The organism is Rhodobacter sp. P1_C2, from assembly GCF_056406375.1.
Window position 1 is genome coordinate 1 of sequence record NZ_JBFUAG010000020.1, and the last position, 24,090, is coordinate 24,090.

25 protein-coding genes and 1 tRNA gene are annotated in these 24,090 nt (G+C 65.9%); 14 read left to right on the forward strand and 12 right to left on the reverse strand.

The window, feature by feature from the left end:
- Positions 1 to 273 precede the first annotated feature (273 nt).
- The 7 genes from AC1DZT_RS23650 to AC1DZT_RS23680 are packed head-to-tail and all read right to left on the reverse strand — an operon-like array spanning position 274 to position 5,714.
- A complete protein-coding gene (locus AC1DZT_RS23650) occupies positions 274 to 1,134 on the reverse strand; it encodes a lysophospholipid acyltransferase family protein (protein WP_478009115.1) in 861 nt (286 codons plus the stop codon).
- Between the two features lie 55 nt (positions 1,135 to 1,189).
- Complete coding sequence (locus AC1DZT_RS23655) at positions 1,190 to 1,459, reverse strand: HPr family phosphocarrier protein (RefSeq protein WP_478009116.1); 270 nt, start codon at positions 1,457 to 1,459, stop codon at positions 1,190 to 1,192.
- A 4-nt stretch (positions 1,460 to 1,463) separates the two neighbouring features.
- Positions 1,464 to 1,862: a PTS sugar transporter subunit IIA gene (locus tag AC1DZT_RS23660; RefSeq protein WP_478009117.1), complete on the reverse strand. Its 399-nt coding sequence runs from the start codon at positions 1,860 to 1,862 to the stop codon at positions 1,464 to 1,466.
- Positions 1,859 to 2,791: an RNase adapter RapZ gene (rapZ, locus tag AC1DZT_RS23665; protein WP_478009118.1), complete on the reverse strand. Its 933-nt coding sequence runs from the start codon at positions 2,789 to 2,791 to the stop codon at positions 1,859 to 1,861. Before rapZ ends, AC1DZT_RS23660 begins: the two co-directional genes overlap by 4 nt.
- 39 nt (positions 2,792 to 2,830) lie before the next feature.
- The gene (locus AC1DZT_RS23670) at positions 2,831 to 3,301 is read right to left on the reverse strand and encodes an HPr kinase/phosphorylase (protein ID WP_478009119.1); all 471 of its coding nucleotides are present in this window, start codon (positions 3,299 to 3,301) and stop codon (positions 2,831 to 2,833) included.
- Positions 3,298 to 4,992 (reverse strand): sensor N-terminal transmembrane domain-containing protein, encoded by a 1,695-nt coding sequence (locus tag AC1DZT_RS23675; RefSeq protein ID WP_478009120.1) that lies wholly within the window; start codon positions 4,990 to 4,992, stop codon positions 3,298 to 3,300. Before AC1DZT_RS23675 ends, AC1DZT_RS23670 begins: the two co-directional genes overlap by 4 nt.
- A gap of 20 nt (positions 4,993 to 5,012) precedes the next feature.
- Positions 5,013 to 5,714 (reverse strand): response regulator transcription factor, encoded by a 702-nt coding sequence (locus AC1DZT_RS23680; protein WP_478002649.1) that lies wholly within the window; start codon positions 5,712 to 5,714, stop codon positions 5,013 to 5,015.
- A gap of 352 nt (positions 5,715 to 6,066) precedes the next feature.
- Here AC1DZT_RS23680 and AC1DZT_RS23685 point away from each other — a divergent pair, with 352 nt between their 5' ends.
- Positions 6,067 to 7,662, forward strand: coding sequence for a phosphoenolpyruvate carboxykinase (locus tag AC1DZT_RS23685; protein ID WP_478009121.1), 1,596 nt, complete (start codon positions 6,067 to 6,069; stop codon positions 7,660 to 7,662).
- Positions 7,663 to 7,666: 4 nt separating this feature from the next.
- On the opposite strand, the gene AC1DZT_RS23690 is transcribed toward AC1DZT_RS23685, so the two are convergent.
- Positions 7,667 to 8,437 (reverse strand): sulfite exporter TauE/SafE family protein, encoded by a 771-nt coding sequence (locus tag AC1DZT_RS23690; RefSeq protein WP_478009122.1) that lies wholly within the window; start codon positions 8,435 to 8,437, stop codon positions 7,667 to 7,669.
- A gap of 105 nt (positions 8,438 to 8,542) precedes the next feature.
- Between AC1DZT_RS23690 and AC1DZT_RS23695 the strand changes: the two genes are divergently transcribed.
- The 3 genes from AC1DZT_RS23695 to AC1DZT_RS23705 all read left to right on the forward strand — a co-directional run bounded on the left by AC1DZT_RS23695 (position 8,543) and on the right by AC1DZT_RS23705 (position 11,897).
- On the forward strand, positions 8,543 to 9,061 hold the full coding sequence (locus AC1DZT_RS23695; protein ID WP_478009123.1) for a hypothetical protein: 519 nt from the start codon (positions 8,543 to 8,545) through the stop codon (positions 9,059 to 9,061).
- Positions 9,062 to 9,175: 114 nt separating this feature from the next.
- Positions 9,176 to 10,840, forward strand: coding sequence for an acyl-CoA dehydrogenase family protein (locus tag AC1DZT_RS23700; RefSeq protein ID WP_478009124.1), 1,665 nt, complete (start codon positions 9,176 to 9,178; stop codon positions 10,838 to 10,840).
- 43 nt (positions 10,841 to 10,883) lie between these two features.
- On the forward strand, positions 10,884 to 11,897 hold the full coding sequence (locus AC1DZT_RS23705; protein ID WP_478009125.1) for an NAD-dependent epimerase/dehydratase family protein: 1,014 nt from the start codon (positions 10,884 to 10,886) through the stop codon (positions 11,895 to 11,897).
- Between the two features lie 81 nt (positions 11,898 to 11,978).
- Here AC1DZT_RS23705 and AC1DZT_RS23710 read toward each other — a convergent pair whose 3' ends face one another.
- Positions 11,979 to 13,010: an NAD(P)/FAD-dependent oxidoreductase gene (locus tag AC1DZT_RS23710; RefSeq protein ID WP_478009126.1), complete on the reverse strand. Its 1,032-nt coding sequence runs from the start codon at positions 13,008 to 13,010 to the stop codon at positions 11,979 to 11,981.
- A 46-nt stretch (positions 13,011 to 13,056) separates the two neighbouring features.
- Here AC1DZT_RS23710 and mnmC2 point away from each other — a divergent pair, with 46 nt between their 5' ends.
- From mnmC2 to AC1DZT_RS23755, 9 genes are all read left to right on the forward strand, one after another.
- Positions 13,057 to 13,722 (forward strand): tRNA (5-methylaminomethyl-2-thiouridine)(34)-methyltransferase MnmC2, encoded by a 666-nt coding sequence (gene mnmC2 / locus AC1DZT_RS23715; RefSeq protein WP_478009127.1) that lies wholly within the window; start codon positions 13,057 to 13,059, stop codon positions 13,720 to 13,722.
- Positions 13,719 to 14,585: a DMT family transporter gene (locus AC1DZT_RS23720; RefSeq protein ID WP_478009128.1), complete on the forward strand. Its 867-nt coding sequence runs from the start codon at positions 13,719 to 13,721 to the stop codon at positions 14,583 to 14,585. Before mnmC2 ends, AC1DZT_RS23720 begins: the two co-directional genes overlap by 4 nt.
- Positions 14,582 to 15,454: a DMT family transporter gene (locus AC1DZT_RS23725; RefSeq protein ID WP_478009129.1), complete on the forward strand. Its 873-nt coding sequence runs from the start codon at positions 14,582 to 14,584 to the stop codon at positions 15,452 to 15,454. Before AC1DZT_RS23720 ends, AC1DZT_RS23725 begins: the two co-directional genes overlap by 4 nt.
- Before the next feature lie 75 nt (positions 15,455 to 15,529).
- The gene (gene mbfA, locus AC1DZT_RS23730) at positions 15,530 to 16,507 is read left to right on the forward strand and encodes an iron exporter MbfA (protein ID WP_478009130.1); all 978 of its coding nucleotides are present in this window, start codon (positions 15,530 to 15,532) and stop codon (positions 16,505 to 16,507) included.
- A 73-nt stretch (positions 16,508 to 16,580) separates the two neighbouring features.
- Positions 16,581 to 17,411, forward strand: a complete 831-nt coding sequence (gene fghA, locus AC1DZT_RS23735) for an S-formylglutathione hydrolase (RefSeq protein ID WP_478009131.1) — start codon at positions 16,581 to 16,583, stop codon at positions 17,409 to 17,411.
- Complete coding sequence (locus AC1DZT_RS23740; RefSeq protein ID WP_478009132.1) at positions 17,408 to 17,857, forward strand: YaiI/YqxD family protein; 450 nt, start codon at positions 17,408 to 17,410, stop codon at positions 17,855 to 17,857. Before fghA ends, AC1DZT_RS23740 begins: the two co-directional genes overlap by 4 nt.
- Before the next feature lie 77 nt (positions 17,858 to 17,934).
- On the forward strand, positions 17,935 to 18,936 hold the full coding sequence (locus tag AC1DZT_RS23745) for a DMT family transporter (RefSeq protein ID WP_478009133.1): 1,002 nt from the start codon (positions 17,935 to 17,937) through the stop codon (positions 18,934 to 18,936).
- Positions 18,926 to 19,549 carry an HAD family hydrolase gene (locus AC1DZT_RS23750; protein ID WP_478009134.1) on the forward strand — a complete coding sequence of 208 codons (624 nt, stop codon included), beginning with the start codon at positions 18,926 to 18,928 and terminating at the stop codon, positions 19,547 to 19,549. The genes AC1DZT_RS23745 and AC1DZT_RS23750 overlap by 11 nt, the downstream gene beginning before the upstream one ends.
- Positions 19,546 to 20,460 carry an ornithine cyclodeaminase family protein gene (locus AC1DZT_RS23755; RefSeq protein ID WP_478009135.1) on the forward strand — a complete coding sequence of 305 codons (915 nt, stop codon included), beginning with the start codon at positions 19,546 to 19,548 and terminating at the stop codon, positions 20,458 to 20,460. The genes AC1DZT_RS23750 and AC1DZT_RS23755 overlap by 4 nt, the downstream gene beginning before the upstream one ends.
- A gap of 15 nt (positions 20,461 to 20,475) precedes the next feature.
- Here AC1DZT_RS23755 and AC1DZT_RS23760 read toward each other — a convergent pair whose 3' ends face one another.
- Positions 20,476 to 21,234 carry a DeoR/GlpR family DNA-binding transcription regulator gene (locus tag AC1DZT_RS23760; protein WP_478009136.1) on the reverse strand — a complete coding sequence of 253 codons (759 nt, stop codon included), beginning with the start codon at positions 21,232 to 21,234 and terminating at the stop codon, positions 20,476 to 20,478.
- 179 nt (positions 21,235 to 21,413) lie between these two features.
- On the opposite strand from AC1DZT_RS23760, the gene glpK reads away from it, so the two are divergent.
- Positions 21,414 to 22,889: a glycerol kinase GlpK gene (gene glpK, locus AC1DZT_RS23765; protein WP_478009137.1), complete on the forward strand. Its 1,476-nt coding sequence runs from the start codon at positions 21,414 to 21,416 to the stop codon at positions 22,887 to 22,889.
- Positions 22,890 to 22,910: 21 nt separating this feature from the next.
- Here glpK and AC1DZT_RS23770 read toward each other — a convergent pair.
- Together AC1DZT_RS23770 and AC1DZT_RS23775 are read right to left on the reverse strand one after the other, a co-directional pair.
- A tRNA-Pro gene (locus AC1DZT_RS23770) sits at positions 22,911 to 22,987 on the reverse strand.
- 71 nt (positions 22,988 to 23,058) lie between these two features.
- A complete protein-coding gene (locus AC1DZT_RS23775) occupies positions 23,059 to 24,048 on the reverse strand; it encodes a DMT family transporter (RefSeq protein ID WP_478009138.1) in 990 nt (329 codons plus the stop codon).
- Positions 24,049 to 24,090: the final 42 nt, after the last annotated feature.

A 24,090-nucleotide genomic window follows, 5' to 3' on the forward strand; every position in this document is an offset into this window, starting at 1 on the left:
CGAGCCAATCCTTCGAAACGTCGACACCGATGAAATCCTGTGGCAAAGTCATGGAGGCCTGTCCTTGATCTGCGGGGTCGTCTGTTGGCGCAGCGCCCCAGGCAACTGTTCAGGTTTGAACGCGTAAAAGCAGACGAGCCCCAAGCTACCGAACGGGCTCACGCACCCAAGGATGGAACGGGGTCTCGTCTGCAACCTCCATTATCGCAGATCGCGAAGAGACAAGGATGGGCAATCTGCCCATCTTCCGGTCAGATGGGCAAATTGCCCATCCTACTTGCCACCGAGTGCGAGTGTGTGCTCGCGCAGCCAGGCCAGGAAGCCGCGCGGATTGCCCTTCCACTTTTCCAGTTCAGAGGCTGGGATCGGCTCGCCCACGATCGGGCGCTGCGGCTTGAAGAGGGCGCGCTTGATCTCGTAAAGCAGAAGCCCCTGGCGCAGGGTCGCGGCGAGCTTGTTGGCAATCTGATAGGCGCGGGAATTCTGGCCGGTGAAGTGAATGGGCACGATGGTGGCCCCCGACTTCATGATCATCTTGTGGGTGAAGACGTTCCACTCCGCCTCGATCGCGGGGCCGAACCAGGTTTCCGAACAGGCCACGCGCCCTGCCGGGAACAGGATCACCAGCCCGTTGTTGGCCAGATGCGCCATGGTCAGCTCGCGCATCTGCAGGCCCAGCTCGCGCGAGTTCTCTTCGTGCGGGAAGGGGACCGGGATCATGAATTCCTCGATCTCGGGGATGCCGGTCAAGAGGCTGCGAGTCAGGATCCGGAAATCCGAGCGCACCCGGCTGACCAGTTCGGCCATGATCATCCCGTCGACCAGGCCATGCGGATGGTTGGCCACCACCACGACCGGGCCGGTCGCGGGAATGCGGGCGATCTCCTCCGGCGGGGTGTCGATGCGGATGCCCATGTGGCGGACGGCCTTGCTCCAGAAGGTCACGCCGACCGGCGCGCCCGACTTCTCGAAGCTGCGGATCATCTGCAAGAGCTTGACCTTCGCCGTCATCCATTCCAGCGCGCGGATCGTATAGACCTTGAACGGGTTGGTGAAGGTCCCGGCATAGGACAGACGGCGCATGTCATACTTGCGCCCCACCCCGCGTGCGGGGCCGGCGACCGGCGTCGCCATGCCTTTGCTATCCTGAATCTGCGTCACGAAGCCTTAGCCTTCCCCTGCAAGGCGCTTAGCGGTCTTCGCCAAAGCGGTCAGCCACCAGGGCCTGCAGGGCTGCGGCAAGCGCCTCGGCCTGAGGACCACTGGTTTCCACTTCAATAGTGGTTCCGCGCGAGGCTGCCAACATCAAAAGCCCCATGATGCTGTCACCCGACACGGACATGCCGTCGCGGGTCACCTGGGCCTGGGCATCGAACTCCTCCACGACCTCGACGAATTTGGCCGAAGCCCGGGCGTGGAGACCCTTTTCGTTGATGATCTTGAGGATCATTTGGCCCATTAATTCACGCGCCCCCGCCCAGATCCAGGCTGTTGATGTATTTGCGCCCGGCATCCAGGGCCGCGGCCACCGCGTCATTCACCGACAGGGCGCGCGATTTGGCAAGCTTGATCAGCATCGGCAGATTTGCGCCGTAGATGATCCGCCGCTCGGGCCCCGAGGTGCAGGCCAAGAGCGACAGGTTCGACGGCGAGCCGCCGAACATGTCCGTGACCACCACGACTCCGCCGCCCTGGTCAACCGCATTGGCGGCTGCGCAGATCTCGGCCTGCTTCTTGCCGCGATCACAGTCATCCTCGATCGAGATGGCCTGCATATCCGGCTGTTTGCCCACGACATGTTCGACGGCCGAGAGATACTCTCGCGCCAGACCACCATGCGCTACGATGACGACTCCGATCACCCGCGACCTACCCCTGTTTCGCCACTGATCCCGTCAGGCGTCGGGGAGGTTCCCCGCCGCTCCAGTTCTCGGTGACGTTTTGACACCTGCCAGCCGGCATCTGCAAGCACTTTGGCCAATTTTTCTGCAACTGCAACCGACCGGTGTTGCCCGCCGGTACAGCCGAACCCGATGGCGAGATGGGCCTTACCCTCCTGCAGTTGCGCAGGCAGCACCAAAAGCACCAGATCCTGCAACTTCTGGAAGAATTCAGCAAAAATCGGGTCCGACTCGATATGCCGGGCCACCGCGGCATCGCGGCCGTCCAGGTCCCGCAACTCCGGCACCCAATAGGGATTCGTCAGGAATCGGCAGTCGAAAACCATGTCGACTCCGCGCGGCAGACCGCGCTTGTAGCTGAAGCTCTGCACCGATAGCGCCAGCCGCGCCTGCTGGCCCTGGCCGAACCAATGGTCGATCTCGGCCTTGAGGTCATGCGGCGACAGATCCGAGGTGTCGATCAGATGGTCGGCGCGCACCCGGATCGGCGCCAGAAGGTCGATCTCGCGCTCGATCCCCTCGGCCGGGGTGGCGGCCTCGGTCAGGGGATGGCGGCGGCGGGTCTGGCTGAAGCGGCGGACCAGAACCGCGGGCGAGCAATCCAGATAGAGAACCTCCAGCGTCACCATCGGGTCGCGCGTCAGGGTGTCGATCAGCTCGATCACGGTGGTGGCGCTGAAATCGCGGTTGCGCACATCCAAGCCCAGCGCGATCGGGCGGCCAAGCGGCGGGCCGTCCAGCAGCCGCGGGATCAGCGACAGCGGCAGATTGTCGATCACCTCGTAGCCCAGATCCTCCAGCGCGTGAAACGAGGTCGAGCGCCCGGCCCCGGAAGGTCCGGTGACCAGTACAAGGTGATGCGCAAGGGTGGTGTCGGTCGTTTCGGTCATGCTCTGCGGCTTGGGCGCGGGAAAGGGACGGCGAGGGGGTCAGGCGTGGCGCGCACCTTTGAGATAGCACAGCACCGAAGCCTGAAAATGGAGATCCGCGCCCCGCAGTACAAGGGGAAGTTGCACGCCCAGCAGCGTGGCGTGGCGTCGCGGCGGCAAACGTTCGGTTTCGGACTGGGATAGGTCGACCACCAGCGCGATTTCGGCCTCTTCCAGATGGGCCACGCGCAGGATGCCGACGCCCCGCGCCTCGATCAGGCCGGCGATGGTGGCGACGGGCCGCGCCAGAAGCCGGGCGGGCGCGCTGGCGGGTTCCCCTTGTGCGGGGTCCACTGGCACGGTCCGAAGCTCCACCCGGTCATCCGCCACCAGCGTGGCGCCTCCGGCCATCAGCTGCAGCGCCAGCGCGGATTTCCCCGCGCCGGAGGGCCCGAGGATCAGCACCCCGCGCCCGTCCAGCGCCACGCAACTGGCATGGATCACCTCGCGCCCGGTCACGGGTCCGGTCACACCGGCAGACCGACGACGAACCGCGCGCCCAGAGGTTCGGAGGTGATGTCGGTTTGGGTCGGGCGGATGTTCTCGGCCCAGATCACCCCGCCATGCGCCTCGACGATCTGCTTGGAGATCGCAAGGCCGAGGCCGGAGTGATTGCCGAAATCGGCCTTGGGACGTTCGGAATAGAATCTCTTGAAGATCTTGGTCAGCGCCTGTTCCGGGATGCCCGGTCCGGTATCTTCGATCACGACGAGGATGCGGTTTTCCTTGCGCCGCGCCCAGACCCGCACGGCATCGCCGCTTTCGCAGAAAGAGATCGCATTGGTGATCAGGTTGACGAAAACCTGCGCCAGCCGCGCCTCCAGCCCGTTGATCCGGATCGGTTCATGCGGGAAATCGGTGATGAATTCGACGCCCTTCTCCCCCGCCTGCTGCCCGAGGTATTCGGTCAGGTTCGACAGGGTTTTCAGCAGGTTGAACTCTTCTTCCTCTTCCTTGACCAGTTCGCTGTCCAGCCGCGAGGCGTTGGAGATGTCGCTGACCAGCCGGTCCAGCCGGCGCACGTCATGTTCGATCACGTCGAGCAGCTTTTCGCGATGCTCTTCCTTCTTGACCATGCGCATCGAGCCCACGGCCGAGCGCAGGCTGGCGAGCGGGTTCTTGATCTCGTGGCTGACGTCGGCGGCGAATTGTTCGTTGGCGTCGATCCGGTCGTAAAGCGCCGTCACCATGCCGCGCATCGCGATCGACAGGCGGCCGATCTCGTCGGGCCGGGCCGACAGGTCGGGAATACGCACCCGCCCCGGCGACATGGCCCGCGAATCGCGGTCGCGGCCGATTTCGGCGGCGGCGGCGAGGTCGGACAGCGGGTTGGCGATGGTCGAGGCCAGAACCAGCGACAAGCCGATCGAGACCAGAAGGGCGATCACGAACATCTGCAGGATCTGCTCGCGCTCGTTGCGCACCAGGCTGTCGATCTCGCCCTCGGCCGAGGTCAGGCCGACCACACCCAGCACGACGCCATTGCGCACCACGGGCGTCGCGACCGAGAATTGCGCCCCGCCTTCGGGCCCCTGCCCGGTGTTGTGCGGCGTCTCGCCCGCGCGGGCGGCGGGAAACAGGTTGCGGGCCATCGCCTCGCCCGAGACTTTTTGCCGGCCCGAGGGATTGCCGCTGAGGAGGCCCGAAATGCCATCCCAGATCAGGTTCAGAAAATCGGTGATGATGGTGGAACGCCCGTCCGGCGCACCCTGCGACTGCGGGGCACCGACCGAGCGCGCCAGAAGATTCCCCGTCGCATCAAAGAGATAAACCTCAACGCCCGGCCCGATCGTCGCATCGCTCAACCGGTGCGACAGCGCATTGCTGTCGGCGGATTGCACCGTGCCGTCGGCGGGCAGCCCGGCTTCGATCACATTGGCGATCAGCCGCGCCTCGTTTTCAAGGCCACGTTCGCGCTGGACGACCAGGCTGTCGCGGAACGGGTTCATGAACAGCACGCCGGCGACGAGGATCACCAGCGCCATCAGGTTGAACACGATGATCTTGCGCGCCAGCGGCGAGTGGTTCAGCGACACCAGCCCCCGCCGCTTGCGCCCGTCGCGCAGCGAAGCCTCGACCATATCCTGGGGCGAAACCCAGTCCTCGCCCAAAAGCAGCTCGCCGGGCCGATCGCCGGACTTCGGATCACGTTTCTGTGCCATGCTGATTTGGGGAATCGCGGTCATTCTTCGTTGTAACGATAGCCGATGCCATACAGCGTTTCGATGGCCGAGAAAGTGTCGTCGACGCTGCGCATCTTCTTGCGCAGGCGCTTGATATGGCTGTCGATGGTGCGGTCATCGACATAGACCTGATCGTCATAGGCCACATCCATCAGCTGGTCGCGGCTTTTCACGAAACCGGGGCGCTGCGCCAGCGCCTGCAGCAGCATGAACTCGGTCACGGTCAGCGACACATCCAGCCCCTTCCAGGACACCGAATGGCGCAAGGGGTCCATCCGCAGATTGCCCCGCTCCATGATCTTGTTTTCTTCGGTCACCGCCACTTCGCCGGTCTGTATCGCGTCCTGCCGGCGCAGCAGCGCGCGGATGCGTTCGACCAGAAGCCGCTGGCTGAAGGGTTTCTTGACATAATCGTCGGCGCCCATCCGCAGGCCGAGCACTTCGTCGATCTCGTCATCCTTGGAGGTGAGGAAGATCACCGGCATCTGCGTCTTGGTCCGCAGGCGTTGCAGAAGATCCATGCCGTCCATCCGGGGCATCTTGATATCCAGCACGGCCATGTCGGGCATGCGCCGGTTGAAAGCATCCAGCGCCGATTGGCCGTCATTGAACGTTTCGACCTCGAACCCCTCGGCTTCCAGAGTCATCGAAACCGACGTCAGGATGTTCCTGTCGTCGTCCACAAGGGCGATCCTTGCCATGTTGGGCTATCCTATTCTGCTCGGTTTGCCTTATTTTCCACATGATCTGTTTTCCGCCCCCCGGAATCAACCACTAACTGCGAATCACCGGGGCTTCAGGACTCCATGAGCCCCTAAATTCCCAAAGGAATGACTAATATGTCGCAGCAACAGGCAAGGGCCCGCTTTGGTTGCGCTAACCTGCCACTGATTGCGCTAACGTCCGAAATCAGCACTTTTGCCCTTATAAATCTGCATGTTATAGGGATTTGAGAGAAGACCCAGGTCCCGGGTCTTTTCTGGCGGCTGCTGGCCCGGCCGTCTTTGGTTTAAATCTGGGGAAGCCGCCACCGGCGGCGGAGGAGCTTGCAGAATGACGAATGGGCGCGTGAACCCGGCCATGCGGCTGGACGATCAGGGCATCACCGGTCTTGGCAATGTCTATTACAACCTGATCGAGCCTGCGCTGGTCGAAGCGGCTGTCACCCGCGGCGAGGGCAAGCTTGGCCTTGGCGGCACCTTCCTGTGCGAGACCGGGCAATTCACCGGCCGCTCGCCCAAGGACAAGCATGTTGTCCGCACGCCCTCGGTGGAAAATTCGATCTGGTGGGAAAACAATGCCGCGATGGCGCCGGATGCCTTCGACCGGCTTTACGCCGACATGCTGACCCATATGCAGGGCCGCGACTATTTCGTGCAGGATCTCTACGCCGGGGCCGACCCGATCCACCGTGTCGATCTGCGGATGGTGACCGAGCTGGCCTGGCACGGCCTTTTCATCCGCCACCTGCTGCGCCGCCCGGCCCGGGCCGAGCTTGACAGCTTCCAGCCCGACTGGACCGTGATCAACTGCCCCTCCTTCAAGGCCGATCCGGTGCGCCATGGCTGCCGGACCGATACCGTGATCGCGATGAACTTCGACAAGAAGCTGATCCTGATCGCCAATACCGCCTATGCTGGCGAGAACAAGAAGAGCGTCTTCACCCTGCTGAACTACCTTCTGCCCGAAAAGGGCGTGATGGCGATGCATTGCTCGGCCAACCATGCCATCGGCAATCCGGTCGACACCGCTGTCTTCTTCGGCCTGTCGGGCACCGGCAAGACCACGCTTTCGGCGGACCCCTCGCGCATCCTGATCGGCGATGACGAACATGGCTGGAGCGATCGTGGCACCTTCAACTTCGAAGGCGGCTGCTATGCCAAGACCATCAACCTCTCGCCCGAGGCCGAGCCGGAGATCTATGCCACCACGCACCGCTTTGCGACCGTGATCGAGAACATGGTCTATGATCCGGAGACGCTGGAGTTGGACTTCGCCAATGACAGCAAGACCGCCAACATCCGCTGCGCCTATCCGCTGGACTATATCTCCAACGCCTCGGCCACCGGGCTTGGCGGCCATCCGCGCAATGTGGTGATGCTGACCTGCGACGCCTACGGCGTGCTGCCGCCGATCGCCCGGCTGACCCCGGCGCAGGCGATGTACCACTTCCTGTCGGGCTTCACTTCGAAGGTGGCCGGGACCGAACGTGGCGTGACCGAGCCGCAGCCGACCTTCTCCACCTGTTTCGGCGCCCCCTTCATGCCGCGCCGGCCCGAGGTTTACGGCAAGCTGCTGCAGGCCAAGATCGCGAAACAGGGCGCGTCCTGCTGGCTGGTCAACACCGGCTGGACCGGCGGCGCCTATGGCACCGGCTCGCGGATGCCGATCAAGGCGACGCGCGCCCTCTTGGCTGCGGCGCTCGATGGTTCGCTGGCCAATGCCACCTTCCGCAAGGACCCGAACTTCGGCTTTGACGTGCCGGTTTCGGTGCCGGGCGTCGATGACAAGCTCTTGGACCCGCGCCGCACCTGGGCCTCTGCCGCCGATTATGACGCGCAGGCCAAGAAGCTGGTCGGCATGTTCTCCGCCAATTTCGCGCAATACCTGCCCTTCATCGACGATGAAGTGAAGGCCGCCGCGATCTGAACACCTAGTGAAACAAGGCCTGACGGGCCAGGTTGAGGCCCGTCAGCACCAGAAGAACCTGGGTCCAGCGCCGGAAGCGCGACTGGTCCATGCGGTCCTGCACATCATTCCCGATCGCCTGCCCCAGCTGCGCGGGAATGATCAGGGCGGCGGAAAAGGCCGCGCTTTGCAGGTTCAGGACTCCGGTCTGCAGATGGGCCAGCAGCAGCACGAAAGCCCCGATCAGGAAGACCACGCCCTGCACCCGCACCGTCTCGCGCTTATCCGCGCCGATGGACAGAAGGTAGACGAGCAGCGGCGGCCCCCAGATCCCCGACACCCCGCCATAAAGCCCACCGATCGCCCCCAGCACCCATTCGGCGCGGGTCCGATGCTCCAGCCGGATCGCAAGGTTGCGGCCCGCCAGTTGCAACAGGGCAAAGCCGGTGATCGGCACGCCCAGAAGCAGCAGGAAAACCCGCTGCGGGATGGCATGGACGAAGCCGGCCGAGACCAGGATGAAGACCACGGTCGCGACCAGAATCCGCCAGTAGCTGCGCGTCGTCTCCAAAGCCGGGGTCAGGCCCTGGCGGAAGGCCTGCGTGAGGTTGGTCACGAAGGTCGGCAGGATCAGCCCGGCCAGCGCCACATCCGGCGGCAGGAAAGAGGTGAAGGAGGCCATCATGATCATCGGCATGGCAAAGCCCACCGCGCCCTTCACAAATCCGGCAAAGAGCGTGATCGCCATCGCGGCCCAGAAGGCGGCAACACTCAGATGATCCATGAAGAAATCCATCGGTCCCCCCTCTTGCCCCCCTCGTATCAAAGTCCCCGGGAAAGGGAAGCCGCTTGCGGTGCGGGGTCTTCCGTGCTGCCATGCGGCAGGTGACGGAGACAGAACATGCGGCGCAGCGCGATCGTGACGGGATTTCTCTTGCTGGCCGGGGCCGGCGCGGCCGAGGTGCCGCCGCCCGAACATTCCGCCGACATGGCCAGCGTCGAGGCGGTGATCATCTGCTCGCCCGCCCATACCCACCGCGAACCCGCGCCGGGCACCGAGGCCGGCTATATCCAGGTCCCCGACGAGGACATCGCCATCACCCGCAAGGGTCAGCTGGTGCCCGCCGCCCTCGGCATGGCGTTTGGCGTCCTCGGCGTCAGCCAGCGCGATGTCGCGCCGGTGACGATGCTGGTCTACCGGCCCGGCCGCGCGCTGCCGGAAACCTATCAGGCCGATTTCACCGCCGGCGTGGAATCGACCGAGTTCTTTTCTTTCGACGTCGACAGCGAGCGTGTGCCCGGCACCTGGACCTTCGAGGCCTGGGACGACAAGACCCTGCTCTACCGCGTCAGCTTTGACGTGGTGCCGCAGGAGGATGCGCCGGGGATCGTCGCGGATTGTCAGGCCGCGACCTCCTGAGGGGAAATCGGCTGCGACATAATAGTTCCTCTATACTTCACATCGCGAATTTTTATTGCGCTGCGGATGCAAAGTGGCTATGGATCTCGCAACTGCAGAATTTGCGAGGACCCGATGCCCCACGATGGACAAGACCTGCCCGCGACCCCGCTTTTGCCGGGGCTGTTGCGCCTGACCGGCCCGGCCCTGGCCGAGGTCGAGGCCCATCTTTCCACCGCCCGCAGCGCCTTGGCGGCCCTCGTCACCTCGGGCGGCAAGGTCTCCTCCCAGGCGCTGGAGGCGGATCAATATGCGGCCCACGGCCTCGCCTGGCTTGCGACCTATGTCCAGGCGCTGACGCAACTGGCCGCCTGGGGCGAGGCCCTGACCAGCGCCGGCAAGTTCGGCGAGACCGAGGCGCTGATCCTGCAACTGGGCTTTGGCGAATACCTCGCCCAGATCGCCGGTGGCATCGCGATGAGCCAGAACGAGGTGGCCCGCGCCGCCGATCTGGGGATCGCCCCCTATCAACCGGGGCCCGAGGCGCAGGCGTTGATTGCCGGCGCCAATGACAAGGCCCGGATGCGGCTCGTCGCCCTGATGCGGGCGCAGGAGGGCATGGCGACCTTCGGCGCCTCGGGCCTCGATGACGAACTGGAGATGATCCGCGACCAGTTCCGCCGCTTTGCCGATGAGGAGGTCATCCCCTTTGCCCATCAATGGCACCTGAAGGACGAGCTGATCCCGATGGAGGTGATCGGCAAGCTGGCCGAGATGGGCGTCTTCGGCCTGACCCTGCCAGAGGAATTCGGCGGCTTCGGCCTGCCCAAGGCGGCGATGGTCGTCGTCTCGGAAGAACTGTCGCGCGGCTATATCGGTGTCGGCTCGCTGGGCACCCGCAGCGAGATTGCCGCCGAGCTGATCCTCTGCGGTGGCACGCCGGAACAGAAGGCCACCTGGCTGCCCAGGATCGCCAGCGCCGAAATCCTGCCGACCGCCGTGTTCACCGAGCCCAACACAGGCTCCGACCTCGGCTCGCTGCGCACCCGGGCGGTCAGGGTGGGGGACGACTGGCAGATCACCGGCAACAAGACCTGGATCACCCACGCCGCCCGCGCCCATGTGATGATGCTGCTGGCCCGCACCGAGGCCGAGACCAAGGATTACCGCGGCCTGAGCCTCTTCCTTGCCGAAAAGACGCCGGGGACGGAAGACAACCCTTTCCCGACGCCGGGTATGACCGGGGGCGAGATCAAGGTGCTGGGCTACCGCGGCATGAAGGAATACGAACTGGGCTTTGACGGTTTCGCGGTGAAGGGCGACAATCTTCTGGGTGGCGTGACCGGGCAAGGCTTCAAACAGCTGATGCAGACCTTCGAATCCGCCCGCATCCAGACCGCCGCCCGCGCCATCGGCGTGGCGCAGGCGGCCTTGGAGACCGCGATGCGCTATGCGACCGAGCGGGTGCAGTTCGGCAAACCGCTGATCGAATTTCCGCGCGTGGCGGCGAAGCTGGCGATGATGGCGGTCGAAATCGCGATTGCCCGCCAGATCACCTATCACGCCGCCCGTGAAAAGGACGAAGGCAAGCGCTGCGATCTGGAGGCCGGGATGGCCAAGCTCTTGGCCGCCCGCGTCGCCTGGGCCGCCGCCGACAATGGGTTGCAGATCCACGGCGGCAACGGCTTTGCGCAGGAATATGTCGCAAGCCGGCTGCTCTGCGATGCGCGGATCCTGTCGATCTTCGAGGGTGCTGCCGAGATCCAGGCCCAGGTCATCGCCCGCAGGCTGCTGGACTGAGGCCCAAGGCCGCGCTAGCTCTGCCCCATCAGGGGAGGCGGCGATGGCGGAACAGCGGCTGGCGGTGGTGACGGGGGTCTCGGGTTTCATCGCCAAACATGTCGCCTTGCGGTTCCTGCAGGCGGGCTGGGCGGTGCGCGGCACCCTGCGCAGCCCCGACCGCGCGGGCGAGGTGCGCAACGCGCTCGCCCCGCATCTGCACCACGAGGCCCGGCTCTCCTTTGCCCAAGCGGACCTGACGGCGGATGCGGGCTGGGCCGAGGCGATGGCGGGGGCGGATGTGCTGATCCACACCGCCTCGCCCTTTCCGATGCGGCAACCGAAGGATGCCTCCGACCTGCTGCGCCCGGCGGTCGAGGGGTCCTTGCGGGCGCTGCGGGCCGCCCATGCGGCAGGCGTCCGGCGGGTGATCGTCACCTCCTCCACCGTGGCGGTGATCAACGAGAACCGTCATGGCCTTCAGGATGAAAGCGACTGGTGCGACCTGACGGCCCCCGGCACCACGCCTTACGCGATGTCCAAGACCCTGGCCGAGCGCGCCATCTGGGACTTTGTCGCCCAAGAGGCGCCCGAGATGCGGGTGACCGCGATCAACCCGGGCCTGGTGCTTGGCCCGCCGCTGGATGCGCGCTACGGCACCTCGCTCGCACTGGTGGAGCGGGTGTTCCGGGGGCGCGACCCGATGCTGCCCCTGATCAGCCTGCCTTGTGTCGATGTCCGCGATGTGGCCGAGATGCACCTGCGCGCCGCCCTGCGCCCCGAGACCTCGGGCCGGCGCTATGTCGCCTCGGCGGGGGCGATGACCTTGCCGGACATGGGGCTGGTCCTGAAGAGCGCCTTTCCGCAGCGGCGCATCCCGACCCGGGTCGCGCCGCTTTGGCTTTTGAAGCTGGCGGCGCTGTTTGACCCCAGTCTGCGCAGCATCCTGCCCGCGGTCGGCAGGCTCCACGATCTGTCGAGCGCCCGGGCCGAGCGCGAGATGGGGATGCGCTTCATCGAACCCGCCGATGCCCTGCGCGCCAGCGCCGACTGGCTGGCCGCGCAGAAAGCGGGCTGAGCGGTCGCCCCTGGCCGGGGCGGGAGGGCTGTCTGCCCTCCCGTGCCCACCCGAGAGTATTTGGCAAGGAGCAATTGGAGGTCAGGAGGGCAGGAATTGGGGAGGGATCGCGTCATGGCCGTCGAGGACCAGATCGCAGATCAGGCGGGCGACCTCGGCTGCGACCCCGAAGCCGATCTTGAAGCCGCCGTTGGCGATGTAATGGCCGGGGCGGCCGGGCCAGGGGCCGAGGAGCGGGCCGCGGCTTTGGGCGCGGGGGCGCAGGCCGGCCCAGCGCGCGACCTCGGGCGCGGAGGCCAGCGCGGGAAGTGCGGCACGGGCGCGGGCGAGGAGGGCATCGGCTTGGGCGTCGGTGCCGGGGTGGCTCCACTGGTTTTCGGTGGTGGAGCCGATGGCCACTGTGCCATCGGCATGGGGCACGATGTGCAGCCCGTCGCAGAAAAGCTGCGGCTTGTCGGCAAAGCCCGGCAGGCGGACCGCGATCGCCTGCCCTTTCACCCCCTGCCCCGCCTTGTGGCCGAGGGCGCGGGTCAGATCCTCCAGCCCTGCGGCGCCGGTGGCCCAGATCACCGGGCCTTCGTCTGCGGCGTCGCCGATCACCAGATCGACCCCCTTGATCCGCAGGGACTGGGCCAGACTGGCCAGCGCCTGTTGCGGATGGATGCGGGCGGAGAGCGTGTCATGGATCAGCAGGCCGGTGGGCGAGGCGGGCTCCCATGCCGCAGCGGTGGCGGGGATCACGGCCCAGGTGGCGCGTCCTTGCCAGAGGTGCGCGGCCTCGGCGGCGCGGCTCTGCGCCAGATCGACCGCCGCGGCATCGGCCAGGGGCTGCAGGCGGCCTACACGGGCGTAGCCGCTGGCGAGGCCCGAGGTCGCATCGACCTTGGCCCACCAGTCCTCGGCACCCAGCAGGTTCGCCAGTTGCAGGGCCTTCACCGGGTTCCAGCCCTCGGGCGTGTGGGGCGACAGGGCGCCGACGAGGCCGCCGCTGGCGCCGGCGCCGATCCGGGCCACTTCGATCAGCCGGACGCGGGCGCCGCGCTGCACCGCCTCCCAGGCCACCGAAAGGCCGAAGATCCCGCCGCCCCGCACCGTCAGATCGACCCTTGTCATTCCCACCGCCCTTGCCCATGTTCCGCGCCGCAAAGGGCTAATCCAAATGGCAGTCGGTGAACAGGCGCAAGGGCTGGAGTGGCGGGATGGCGGTGTGCCGGTCTCGCGCCGCTTTGACGACCCCTATTTCTCGCTCGCGGGCGGGCTGGCCGAGACGCGGCATGTGTTCCTGACCGGGAACGGGCTGCCGGAGCGGTTGCGCCCCGGCTTTCATATCGCGGAACTGGGGTTCGGCACCGGGCTGAACCTGCTCGCCACCCACCTTCTGGCCCCCGACATGCCGCTGGTCTACACGACCTTCGAGGCCTTCCCGATCACCGCCGCCGAAATGGCGCGCAGCCATGCCGCCTTCCCCGAGGCGGAGGCGATCGCCGGCCCGCTGGTCGAGGCCTGGGCGCAGGGCTTGCGTCACTTCACCTTGGGCAAGATCGCGGTCGAGGTGATCGAGGCCGATGCCCGCGAGGCGCTGCCCCTCTGGCAGGGACAGGCCGATGCCTGGTACCTCGACGGCTTTTCCCCGGCCAAGAACCCCGAGCTTTGGGGCGAGGATCTGATGGCAGAGGTCGCCCGCCACACCGCGCCGGGCGGCAGTTTTGCCACCTATACCGCCGCGGGCCATGTCCGCCGGGCGCTGGCCGAGGCGGGCTTCACCGTGACCCGCGCCCAAGGCTATGGCACCAAGCGCCACATGAGCTCCGGAGTCCTGGCATGAGCCGCAATCCGACCCGTGGCATCTGGCTGATGATCGCCACGGTCTTCACCTTTTCCGCGCAGGACGGCTTTTCGCGCCATCTGGCCGAGACCTACAACACCCAGATGGTGGTCATGGTCCGATACTGGGTCTTTGCGGCCTTCGTCCTGATGCTCGCCCTGCGCCGGCCCGAGGGGGTGACCGCGATCCGCTCGCGCCGGCTGCACTGGCATCTGCTGCGCGCCGTGCTGCTGGTGGCGGAAATCTGCGTCATGGTCTTTGCCTATACCCAGATCGGCCTGATCCAGAGCCTAGCGATCTTCACCGTCTGCCCCTTGCTGGTGGTGGCCATGTCCGGCCCGATCCTCGGCGAAAGGATGAGCCTGAAACGCTGGGTCGCGGTGGGGATCGGCTGCATGGGGGTGCTGGTGATCCTGCGGCCGGGGGCCGGGGTCTTCAGCTGGGCGGCGCTCCTCCCGCTCGCCTCGGCGCTGATGTTCGCGCTTTACTCGGTGCTGACGCGGCTGACCACGCGGGACGAGCCGTTCTTCGCCGCCTTCTTCTGGCCGCCGATCATCGGGGCGGTGCTGATGACGGGGATCGGGCTGCCGCATTGGCAAAGCGTGGCGCCGGCGGATTGGCTGTACCTGATGGCCTATGCCGGGATCTCGGTCGCCTCGAACTGGCTTCTGCAGAAGACCTACGAGGCGGCGGAGGCCTCTGTCGTGCAGCCCTTTGCCTATTTGCAGATCGTTTTCGTCACCGTCATCGGGATTGTGGTCTATGGTGAGGTTCTGCGGGTTGAAGTTGCCATCGGCGCCGGGCTTGTTGTGCTGGCGGGGCTTTACGCCCTGACCGTGGCGCGGAAAGAAGCGAGAGCGTGACCGAACAGAACACGAAGCGCGGCATCCTGATGATGCTGACCGCCGTCATCATCTTCTCGGCGCAGGATGGCATCACCCGGCATCTGACGGTGCTTTACCCGGTGCAGATGGTCGTCATGCTGCGCTTCTGGTTCTTTGCGCTGTTCGTGATCTGGCTGCAGTCGCGCCAGCCCGGTGGCCTGCGCTCCACCGTGCCGACGCGGCAGATCGGGTTGCACATCGTGCGCGGCCTGCTTCTGGTGTTCCAGATCAGCATCGTGGGCCTGGCCTTCGCCCATAACGGCCTGATCGAGACCCATGCCCTGCTTACGAGCTATCCCCTGATGGTGGCGGCGCTGTCCGGCCCGGTCCTGGGCGAGAAGGTCGGCTGGCGGCGCTGGACGGCGATCGTGCTGGGCTTCATCGGGGTTCTGGTCATGCTGCGGCCGGGCACCTCGATCCTGTCCTTCTGGTCGATGCTGCCGCTGCTCGCCGCGCTGATCTTTGCGCTTTACGCCCTGCTCACCCGCTTTGCCGCGCGGCGCGACAGCGCGCAGGTCAGCTTTTTCTGGACCGGGATCGTCGGCGCCGTCGGCATGACCTTTCTCGGCCTGCCGGTCTGGACCAACATGGCGGCGGCGGACTGGTTCTGGATGCTCTTGTTGTGCTGCACCTCCTGCTCGGGGCATTATTTCCTGATCCGCGCCTATGATCTGGCCGAGGCCTCGGCGATCCAGCCCTTTGCCTATCTGCAGATCGTCTTCATCGCGATCCTCGGGATTCTGGTGTTTGACGAGACCTTGCGGGTCAGCGTCATCTTCGGCTCTGCCATCGTCATCGCGGCGGGGCTGTTCACGCTGTGGCGGCAAAGGGTCACGGGGCGCGGCTAGGCTGCCGCCCTATAGGGGTTTGCAATCCGCCCCGGCTTTGGCATATTAGAATCATTCCAAATTCGAGGCCCTCCGATGTTCTCCAGCTTTACCCAGCGCCGCCGCTTCAAGGATCTCAGCGAGCAGGAGGTGCTGGCGCTTGCGATCTCCTCGGAAGAGGACGACGCGCGCATCTACCGCAGCTTTGCCCAGATGCTGCGGGCGGAATATCCCGCCTCGGCCGAGGTCTTCGACGGTATGGCGCTGGAAGAGGATGGCCACCGCCGCCGCCTGATCGAGATGCACCAGAGCCGGTTCGGCGATGTGATCCCGCTGATCCGGCGCGAGCATGTGGCGGGTTTTTACGCCCGCCGCCCGGTCTGGCTGACCCATAACCTCTCGCTCGAGGCGATCCGCTCCGAAGCCGCCGGGATGGAGGTGCAGGCCGAGAAGTTCTATCGGCTGGCCGCCGCCAATACCTCGGATGCCGCGACGCGCAAGCTGCTGGGCGATCTGGCCGCGGCCGAAGCCGGGCACGAGAAGACCGCCGAGCGGCTGGAGGCGAAATACCTGCCCGGCGACGTGCGCGAGGCCGAAGATGCCGGCGCCCGCAAACAGTTCATCCTGACCTGGGTGCAGCCGGGGCTGGCCGGGTTGATGGATGGCTCGGTCTCCACCCTCGCGCCGATCTTTGCGACGGCCTTTGCGACGCAAAACAGCCATACGACGCTCTTGGTCGGCACGGCGGCGGCGGTGGGGGCGGGCATCTCGATGGGCTTCACCGAGGCCGCGCATGACGACGGCGTGCTGTCGGGCCGCGGCAGTCCCTACAAGCGCGGGCTGGCGAGCGGCGTGATGACGGCGCTCGGCGGGCTGGGCCATGCCCTGCCCTATCTGCTGCCGGATTTCTGGACCGCGACCATCGTGGCCATGGTGGTGGTGTTCTTCGAGCTTTGGGCGATTGCCTGGATCCAGAACCGCTACATGGAAACCCCCTTCCTGCGGGCGGCCTTGCAGGTCGTGGTTGGCGGTGCTTTGGTCTTCGCGGCCGGGGTTCTGATCGGCGGCGGTTGAGGCCCCCTGCGGCAGGAGCGGGGGCCAGCCCCCGCACCCCCGGGATATTTATGGACCAATGAAAGTGGAAAAGATGCAGATCGTCTCTGAGAACAAGGCCTTTGACGGGCGCCAGCTGGTGCTTGCCCATGCGTCAGAGGCCTGTGCCTGCGACATGACGCTGGGGCTGTTCCTGCCGAAAGAGGCGGCGAGCGGGCCGGTGCCGGTGCTGTGGTATCTGTCGGGCCTGACCTGCACGCATGAGAATGCGATGGTCAAGGCGGGGGCGCAGGCCTGGGCGGCGCGCGAGGGCGTGGCGCTGGTCTTCCCCGACACCTCGCCGCGGGGTGAGGGTGTGGCGGATGATGCGGCCTATGACCTGGGCCAGGGGGCGGGCTTCTACGTCGATGCGACCGAGGCGCCCTGGGCTGCGCATTTCAAGATGTGGACCTATGTGACGCAGGAACTGCCGGAGCTGCTGTTCGCCAACTTTCCGCTGAACCCGGCGCGGCAGGCGATCACCGGACATTCGATGGGCGGCCACGGCGCCCTGACCGTGGCCTTGCGCCATCCGGAGCGGTTCCGCTCGGTCTCTGCCTTCGCGCCGATCTGCAACCCCTCGCGCTCGGACTGGGGGCGCAAGCAGTTCACCGCCTACCTCGGCGCGGACGAATCCGCCTGGGCCGCGCATGACGCGAGTGAACTGATGCGCAAGACGGGCTTTGACCGCCCCCTGCTGATCGACCAGGGCGGCGCGGACAAGTTCCTGGATCTGCTGATGCCCGCCGCAATCGAGGCCGCCATCGCCGAGACCCATACCCGCGGCACCTACCGGATGCATGAGGGCTACGACCACAGCTATTTCTTCGTCGCAAGCTTCATGGAGGATCATCTCTCCTTCCATGCCAGGGCCTTGAAAGCGTGACCCTCTACATCGACGCCGATGCCTGCCCGGTCAAGGAAGAGGCCGAAAGGGTCGCCACGCGGCTGAAGGTGAAGATGGTGCTGGTATCGAACGGCGGCATCCGCCCCTCGGCCAACCCCTGGGTGGAAAGCGTCTTCGTGGCGCAGGGCCCGGATGAGGCCGACAAGTGGATCGCCGAACACGCCGGCCCGCAGGATGTGGTGGTGACCGGCGACATCCCCCTGGCCGCCCGCTGTGTCGAGGCCGGGGCGCGGGTCCTCAAACACAATGGCGAGGAACTGAACCGCGCCAATATCGGCATGGTTCTCGCCACCCGCGACCTGATGGCCGACCTGCGCAGCGCCGATCCCTTCCGGCAGGGCGGCGGCAAGATGTTCTCCAAGGCCGACCGCTCGCGGTTTCTGGATGTGCTGGACCGGATGATTAGGGCGGCGCAGGCGGGGTGAGCCGCTCGACTCCGTCCGCGCCCTGCGGTGTCGCGGGCGGGACAGAATCGGCAGGCTGGCTCTTGCTAAGCAGGGGCATGAAACGCGCGCTCCCCGCCACACCCCTGGAAGGCCCGTCGCTGGACGGGAAGGTTTTGCCCAAGGGGCCCGCGCCGGGGGGGCGGCATGTGCTGCTGGGCATCCTCGCGGCCATGTCGGGCGCGGCGGTGTTTTCGCTGAACGACCTTTGCATCAAGCATTTGTCGGGCAGCTATGCCCTGCATCAGGTCATCCTGGTGCGCGCCTTCATCGGCATCGCCTTCATCCTCGGCTTTGCCGCCGTCTCGCGGCAAAGGCGGATATGGCGGACCAAAAGACCCGCGATGCACTTTCTGCGGGCCAGCATCGTGATGCTGTCCAATGTGACCTATTTCCTCGGCCTCGCCGCCCTGCCGCTGGCGGATGCGGCGGCGATCGGCTTCGTGGCGCCCCTGCTTCTGACCATGCTCTCGGTCGTCTTCCTGCGCGAGAAGGTCGGCTGGCACCGCTGGGGTGCGGTGGTGGTGGGGCTGATCGGCGTCGTCGTCATGCTGCGGCCCGAGGGGCAGGTGAAATGGGCGGCGATCCTCGTCCTTGCCTCGGCGCTGTGCTATGCGATCACCCAGACCATGACCCGGATGATGCGCGAGACGGAAAGTGCCGTGACCTTCGGCTTTTACACCCAGATCGCCTTCGTGATCGTGTCGGGCGCGATGGGGATCTTCGTGGGCGACGGGCATCTGTCGGGCTCCTCGGATGCCTCGCTGGCCTTTCTGTTCCGCACCTGGGTGATCCCGCCGGCGCAGGACTGGATCTATTTCCTCGGCACCGGCCTGTCGGTCGCCATCGGCGGGTTGTTGATGAGCCAGGCCTACCGGATGAACGAGGCGGCGCTGGTCGCACCCTTCGAATATACCTCGATGCCCTTGGCCGTGCTGTGGGGGCTGCTCTTCTTCGGCACTTTCCCCGACCTGCAGGGCTGGATCGGCATTGCGCTGATCATCGGGGCCGGGCTTTATACGCTCTACCGGGAAACAGTGAGGCGCAGGCATGGCGGTTGAGGCGGTCATTTTCGACATCGGCAATGTGCTGACCCGCTGGCAGCCGGAAGCCTTCTACGACCGCGTGCTGGGCGAGGCGCGGCGGCGCGCCTTGTTCGATGCGGTGGACCTGCACCGCATGAACGAGCTGATCGACGAAGGCGCCCTCTTCCGCGAGACGATCTATGACTGGGCCGAGCGCAACCCCGATTGGGCGCCCGAGGTCCGCATGTGGTACGACCGCTGGATCGAGCTGGCCTCGCCGCGCATCGAAGGCTCCATCGCCCTGCAGCGCGCCCTGCGGGCCAAGGGGGTGCCGGTCTTTGCCTTGACCAACTTTGGCCGACACTCGTTCGAGGAGGCCATGCCCAAGCTGGACTTCCTGGCCGAGTTCGACCGCCATTACGTCTCGGGCCGGATGGGGGTGATCAAGCCCGATCCGCGCATCTATGCGATGGTGGAAGAGGATTGCGCGATTGCCCCCGGGCGGCTGCTTTTCACCGATGACAAGCCCGAGAATATCGCGGCGGCGGCGGCGCGCGGCTGGGGCACGCATCTTTTCACCGACTGGCAGGGCTGGGCCGCGCGTCTGGTCGCCGAAGGATTGCTGACAGAGAAGGAAGCCGGGCTATGATCCCTTTCATCGGGCGCGAGGCCGAGGCGCTGATGCGCTGGCCGGACCTGCTCGCCGCTTTCGAGGCCGGCCATCGCCTGCCGCAGGCCGAGATCGCCGATCTGTTCCTCTACCGTGACCGCGATGTGATGCTGGACCGCGCGGCCTGGATCACGGGCTTGGGCTCGCTGGTCAAGGTGGCCACGGTCCATCCGGGCAATGCCGCCTCGGGCCTCCCCACGGTCAACGGCGTGGTCTCGCTCTTTGACGATGTCACCGGCCTGCCCAGGGCCTTTGTCGATTTCCATCTGGTGACCAAGTGGAAGACGGCGGGGGACAGCCTGCTTGCGGCCTCCAAACTCGCCCGCAAGGACGCGCGCAACTTCCTGCTGGTGGGGGCGGGCACCGTGGCGCGTTCGATGATCGAAGCCTATTCCAGCCTCTGGCCCGAGGCGAAGTTCACCGTCTGGAACCGCAGCCCCGCCGGGGCGGCGAAGATGGCCGCCGAGGTGCCGGGTCTGGCGGTGGCCGAGGATCTGGAGGCTGCGGTCAAAGCTGCGGAAGTGATCTGCACCGCGACCATGGCCGCAAGCCCGGTGGTCAGGGGGGAGTGGCTGCAGCCGGGCCAGCATCTGGACCTGATCGGCGCCTATAACCCGAAGATGCGCGAGGTCGACGACCGCGCCATGCAGCGCGCCAGCGTCTTTGTCGATGCGCGCGCCACGACGATCCACCATATCGGCGAGCTGATCGACCCTCTGGCCAGCGGTGCGATCACCGAGGCTGATATCCGCGCCGATTTCTACGACCTGGCCGCGGGGCTTTATGCCCGGCACAGCGCGGAAGAGATCACCATCGCCAAGAACGGCGGCGGCGCGCATCTGGACCTGATGACGGCGGCCTATGTGCTGGACTGCTGGGCCAGGCGCTGACCCAGCGGGGCCGGTTCAGGCGACATGCACCGCGGTGCCCCAGGTCCGGCATTTCTCGGCCAGGGGCGGGGGCACGGGCGCATCGGTGAAGAAGGCCGACAGATCGGCCAGCGAGGCCAGCCGTGCCGGGGCCGACAGGTGGAATTTGCTCTGGTCGGCCACCAGAAAACTTTGCCGCGCCTGGGATACGATGGTCCGGTAGACCCGCGCCTCGGCCAGGTCGTAATCCAGCAGGTCGCCATCAGCATCGATCGCCGAACAGCCCATGACAGCGTAATCCACCTTGAACTGGCTGAAGAACTGCGGCGTCATCTCGCCCACCAGCCCGCCATCCGACCGCCGCAAGGCGCCGCCCGCCAGCATCACCTCGCAATCGGCATTGGCAACCAGCGTATTGGCCACGTTGATGTTGTTGGTGATGACCGTGATGTTCCTGTGGTGCAACAGCTCGCGCGCCACGGCCTCGGTGGTGGTGCCAAGGTTCAGGATGATCGAGGCATTGTCCGGGATCGCCGCCGCACAAGCCTTGGCGATCGCGGTCTTGGCCTGTTCATTGGTGTGACGGCGCTGTGCATAGCCCTGACTGGCCAGCGTCACCCGCAACACCGCCCCGCCGTGGACGCGGTCCAGAAGCCCCATCTCTCCCATCTCGGCAAGGTCTCTGCGGATCGTCTGCAGGGTCACCGCGAACCTGCGGGCGAGGCCATCCACCGTCACACGACCTTCGGCACGCGCGAGCTCCAGAATCTCGGCTTGCCGGAAACTCAGTACCAATCCACCAATCCTTCTCTTTAACCTTCACACTTTAATAGGATTTTTTGTGACACGGGAATTTGCGGCTGTCACTGCCTTTCTGGTTGTAACAACACAATCGTGACGCAATTTCCCGCAAATTGGCGCTTTGCCAGCCGCTGCTTTCCTGTCAGCCTTGCGAAAAAACGGAGGAGAACTGAATGCACCCTATCCTTGCGATCGATCAGGGCACCACCTCGACCCGGGCGATCCTGTTCGATGCCGGTCTGCGGCCCCTGGTCAGCGCGCAACGCGAATTTCCCCAGCACTTTCCGGCCTCTGGCTGGGTCGAACACGACCCCGAGGATCTGTGGCAAACGACGCTGACCTGTGCGCGCGAGGCCATCGCCAAGGGCGGCCATCCGCCGGCGGCCATCGGCATCACCAACCAGCGCGAGACCACCGTGCTTTGGGACCGCGAGACGGGCAAGGCCCTGCACAATGCCATCGTCTGGCAGGACCGCCGCACCGCCGAGATGTGCGCCGATCTGCAGGCGCAGGGGCTGGCGCCGCTGGTGACCGAACGCACGGGCCTGCTGCTTGACCCCTATTTCTCGGGCACCAAGGTGAAATGGCTTCTTGATCAGATCCCCGGAGCGCGCGACAGGGCCCGCGCAGGCAAGCTCGCCTTCGGCACGGTGGACAGTTTCCTGATCTGGCGCCTGACCGGCGGCCGCGTCCATGCCACCGACGCGACCAATGCGGCGCGCACCCTGCTTTACGACATCAGCGCCAACCGCTGGGACGCCGAGATCTGCGCCGCGCTCGACATCCCGATGCAGCTTCTGCCCGAGGTGCGCGACAGCGCCGATGATTTCGGCACCACCGCGCCGGGCCTTTTCGATACCGAGATCCCGATCTGCGGCGTGGCGGGCGACCAGCAGGCCGCCACCGTCGGCCAGGCCTGCTTTGCCCCGGGCATGATGAAGGCGACCTATGGCACCGGCTGCTTTGCCCTTCTGAACACCGGGGCGGAGCGGGTCACCTCCTCGACCCGGATGCTGACCACCATCGCCTACCGGCTGAAGGGGCAGACGACCTATGCGCTGGAAGGTTCGATCTTCATGGCCGGGGCCGTGGTGCAATGGCTGCGCGACGGGCTGAAGATCATCGACCGCGCCGATGCGACGCAAGCCCTGGCCGAGGCGGCGGACCCGGCGCAGGGCGTGATCCTCGTCCCCGCCTTCACCGGCCTTGGCGCGCCTTATTGGCAGCCCGAAAGCCGCGGCGCGATCTTTGGCCTCACCCGCAGCACCGGCCCGGCCGAGATGGCGCGCGCCGCGCTGGAAAGCGTCGGCTACCAGACCCGCGACCTTCTGGCCGCGATGCGGACCGACTGGCGCGGCGCCAAGGCCGGGATTTTGCGGGTCGATGGCGGCATGGCGGCCTCGGCCTGGGCGATGCAGTTCCTCGCCGATATCATCGAGGCCCCGGTGGACCGCCCGGTCACCCCGGAAACCACCGCCCTCGGCGCCGCCTACCTCGCCGGCCTCGCCCGCGGGCTTTGCCCAGAGCCGGAGGAGTTCGGCCGCACCTGGGCGCTCGACCGCCGCTTTGAACCGAAGATGCCGCAGGCCGAAGCCGAGGCCCGCTATGCCCGCTGGCAGCGCGCCGTGGCGGCGACGATGCAGTTCTGAAAGGGAAAGGGTTCGGGAAATTGGTCGGAGCGAGAGGATTCGAACCTCCGACCCCCTGCTCCCGAAGCAGGTGCGCTACCAGACTGCGCTACGCTCCGACCGTGGGCGGGGAGTTACCGCGTGGCGCCGGGGTTTGCAAGGGGTGCCACGCGGAATCTGTGCCAAGTCGTTACAGATCGTCACGTTCCGGCGGCTTCGGCCCCCGGCTTTCGAAGAACTTGAACCAGGAGGTCAGGCGCGGCATCACCCCCAGCTCGAACCGCAGGCGCGACTCGGTCACCGGGCGGTTGGCCGAGACGGTCGGCGTGCCCTCCCGCATCACGATGTAGATGCCCGAGGCGATGATGATCCCGGTGCCGAGCAGCGTGCCGAGATCGCTGGATTCGTGGAAGATCATGCTGCCGTAGATCGAGGCCCAGATGATCTGCGAATATTGCATCGGCGCGATGATCGCCGCCTGCGCCCGACGATAAGCCGCGATGCTCAGAAGCCCCGCCACGAAGCTCAAGGCCGACATCGCGGCCAGAAGGCCCAGATGCTCCACCGGCAAGGGCTTGTAGACAAAGGGCAAAGCCAGACCCGAGACGATGAAGTTCGCGATCATCGGGTAAAGCATGATGACCACCGACCGCTCTGACGAGCCCGACATCCGCACCAGGATCGAGCTCATCGCAAAGACCAGTGCGGCGCCGATGGCCGCCAGATGGCCAAGCCCGAGATGCGCCTGCCCGGGGCGCAGCACGACGATGACGCCCAGAAGCCCGACCACGATCGCGATGCCGCGGTGCAGACCGACCTTTTCGCCCAGAAGCGGGATCGCCAAGAGGGTGATCAGGATGGGCGATGAGAAGAAGATCGGATAGGCCTCTGACAGCGGCAGCGCCGAGAAAGCGTAAAAGCCGAAGAGCGAGTTCAGCACTACGAAAACCGCCCGGATCAGCGTCATCGCGGGCTTTTTCGGGATCAGCGTGCCCGAGCGCTGGTCGCCCATCAGCATGATCGCGACAAGGGGAAAGCCGAAAAGCCCGTTGAAGAAGATGTTCTGGAACGGGCTGTAACTCGCCCCCATGTATTTCACGATGACGTCACTGGTGGCGTAGATCGCGAAGGACAAGAGCCCCAGAAGCGCTCCGTTCAGATTGGATTGGCGGGCGGGCATGACAGACCTGATGTGGGAATTTGGGCAAGGCGCCTGGCCCCT

What these genes read in the sequence shown, in the direction of transcription:
- AC1DZT_RS23650 (WP_478009115.1), bottom strand. Translation starts at nt 1,134, where the DNA reads ATGGCGACGCCGGTCGCCGGCCCCGCACGCGGGGTGGGGCGCAAGTAT.
- AC1DZT_RS23710 (WP_478009126.1), bottom strand. Translation starts at nt 13,010, where the DNA reads ATGACAAGGGTCGATCTGACGGTGCGGGGCGGCGGGATCTTCGGCCTT.
- mbfA (WP_478009130.1), top strand. Translation starts at nt 15,530, where the DNA reads ATGTTCTCCAGCTTTACCCAGCGCCGCCGCTTCAAGGATCTCAGCGAG.
- AC1DZT_RS23690 (WP_478009122.1), bottom strand. Translation starts at nt 8,437, where the DNA reads ATGGATTTCTTCATGGATCATCTGAGTGTTGCCGCCTTCTGGGCCGCG.
- mnmC2 (WP_478009127.1), top strand. Translation starts at nt 13,057, where the DNA reads ATGGCAGTCGGTGAACAGGCGCAAGGGCTGGAGTGGCGGGATGGCGGT.
- AC1DZT_RS23775 (WP_478009138.1), bottom strand. Translation starts at nt 24,048, where the DNA reads ATGCCCGCCCGCCAATCCAATCTGAACGGAGCGCTTCTGGGGCTCTTG.
- AC1DZT_RS23705 (WP_478009125.1), top strand. Translation starts at nt 10,884, where the DNA reads ATGGCGGAACAGCGGCTGGCGGTGGTGACGGGGGTCTCGGGTTTCATC.
- AC1DZT_RS23655 (WP_478009116.1), bottom strand. Translation starts at nt 1,459, where the DNA reads ATGGGCCAAATGATCCTCAAGATCATCAACGAAAAGGGTCTCCACGCC.
- AC1DZT_RS23745 (WP_478009133.1), top strand. Translation starts at nt 17,935, where the DNA reads ATGAAACGCGCGCTCCCCGCCACACCCCTGGAAGGCCCGTCGCTGGAC.
- glpK (WP_478009137.1), top strand. Translation starts at nt 21,414, where the DNA reads ATGCACCCTATCCTTGCGATCGATCAGGGCACCACCTCGACCCGGGCG.
- AC1DZT_RS23685 (WP_478009121.1), top strand. Translation starts at nt 6,067, where the DNA reads ATGACGAATGGGCGCGTGAACCCGGCCATGCGGCTGGACGATCAGGGC.
- AC1DZT_RS23695 (WP_478009123.1), top strand. Translation starts at nt 8,543, where the DNA reads ATGCGGCGCAGCGCGATCGTGACGGGATTTCTCTTGCTGGCCGGGGCC.
- AC1DZT_RS23720 (WP_478009128.1), top strand. Translation starts at nt 13,719, where the DNA reads ATGAGCCGCAATCCGACCCGTGGCATCTGGCTGATGATCGCCACGGTC.
- AC1DZT_RS23680 (WP_478002649.1), bottom strand. Translation starts at nt 5,714, where the DNA reads ATGGCAAGGATCGCCCTTGTGGACGACGACAGGAACATCCTGACGTCG.
- AC1DZT_RS23755 (WP_478009135.1), top strand. Translation starts at nt 19,546, where the DNA reads ATGATCCCTTTCATCGGGCGCGAGGCCGAGGCGCTGATGCGCTGGCCG.
- AC1DZT_RS23675 (WP_478009120.1), bottom strand. Translation starts at nt 4,992, where the DNA reads ATGGCACAGAAACGTGATCCGAAGTCCGGCGATCGGCCCGGCGAGCTG.
- fghA (WP_478009131.1), top strand. Translation starts at nt 16,581, where the DNA reads ATGCAGATCGTCTCTGAGAACAAGGCCTTTGACGGGCGCCAGCTGGTG.
- AC1DZT_RS23750 (WP_478009134.1), top strand. Translation starts at nt 18,926, where the DNA reads ATGGCGGTTGAGGCGGTCATTTTCGACATCGGCAATGTGCTGACCCGC.
- rapZ (WP_478009118.1), bottom strand. Translation starts at nt 2,791, where the DNA reads ATGACCGAAACGACCGACACCACCCTTGCGCATCACCTTGTACTGGTC.
- AC1DZT_RS23700 (WP_478009124.1), top strand. Translation starts at nt 9,176, where the DNA reads ATGCCCCACGATGGACAAGACCTGCCCGCGACCCCGCTTTTGCCGGGG.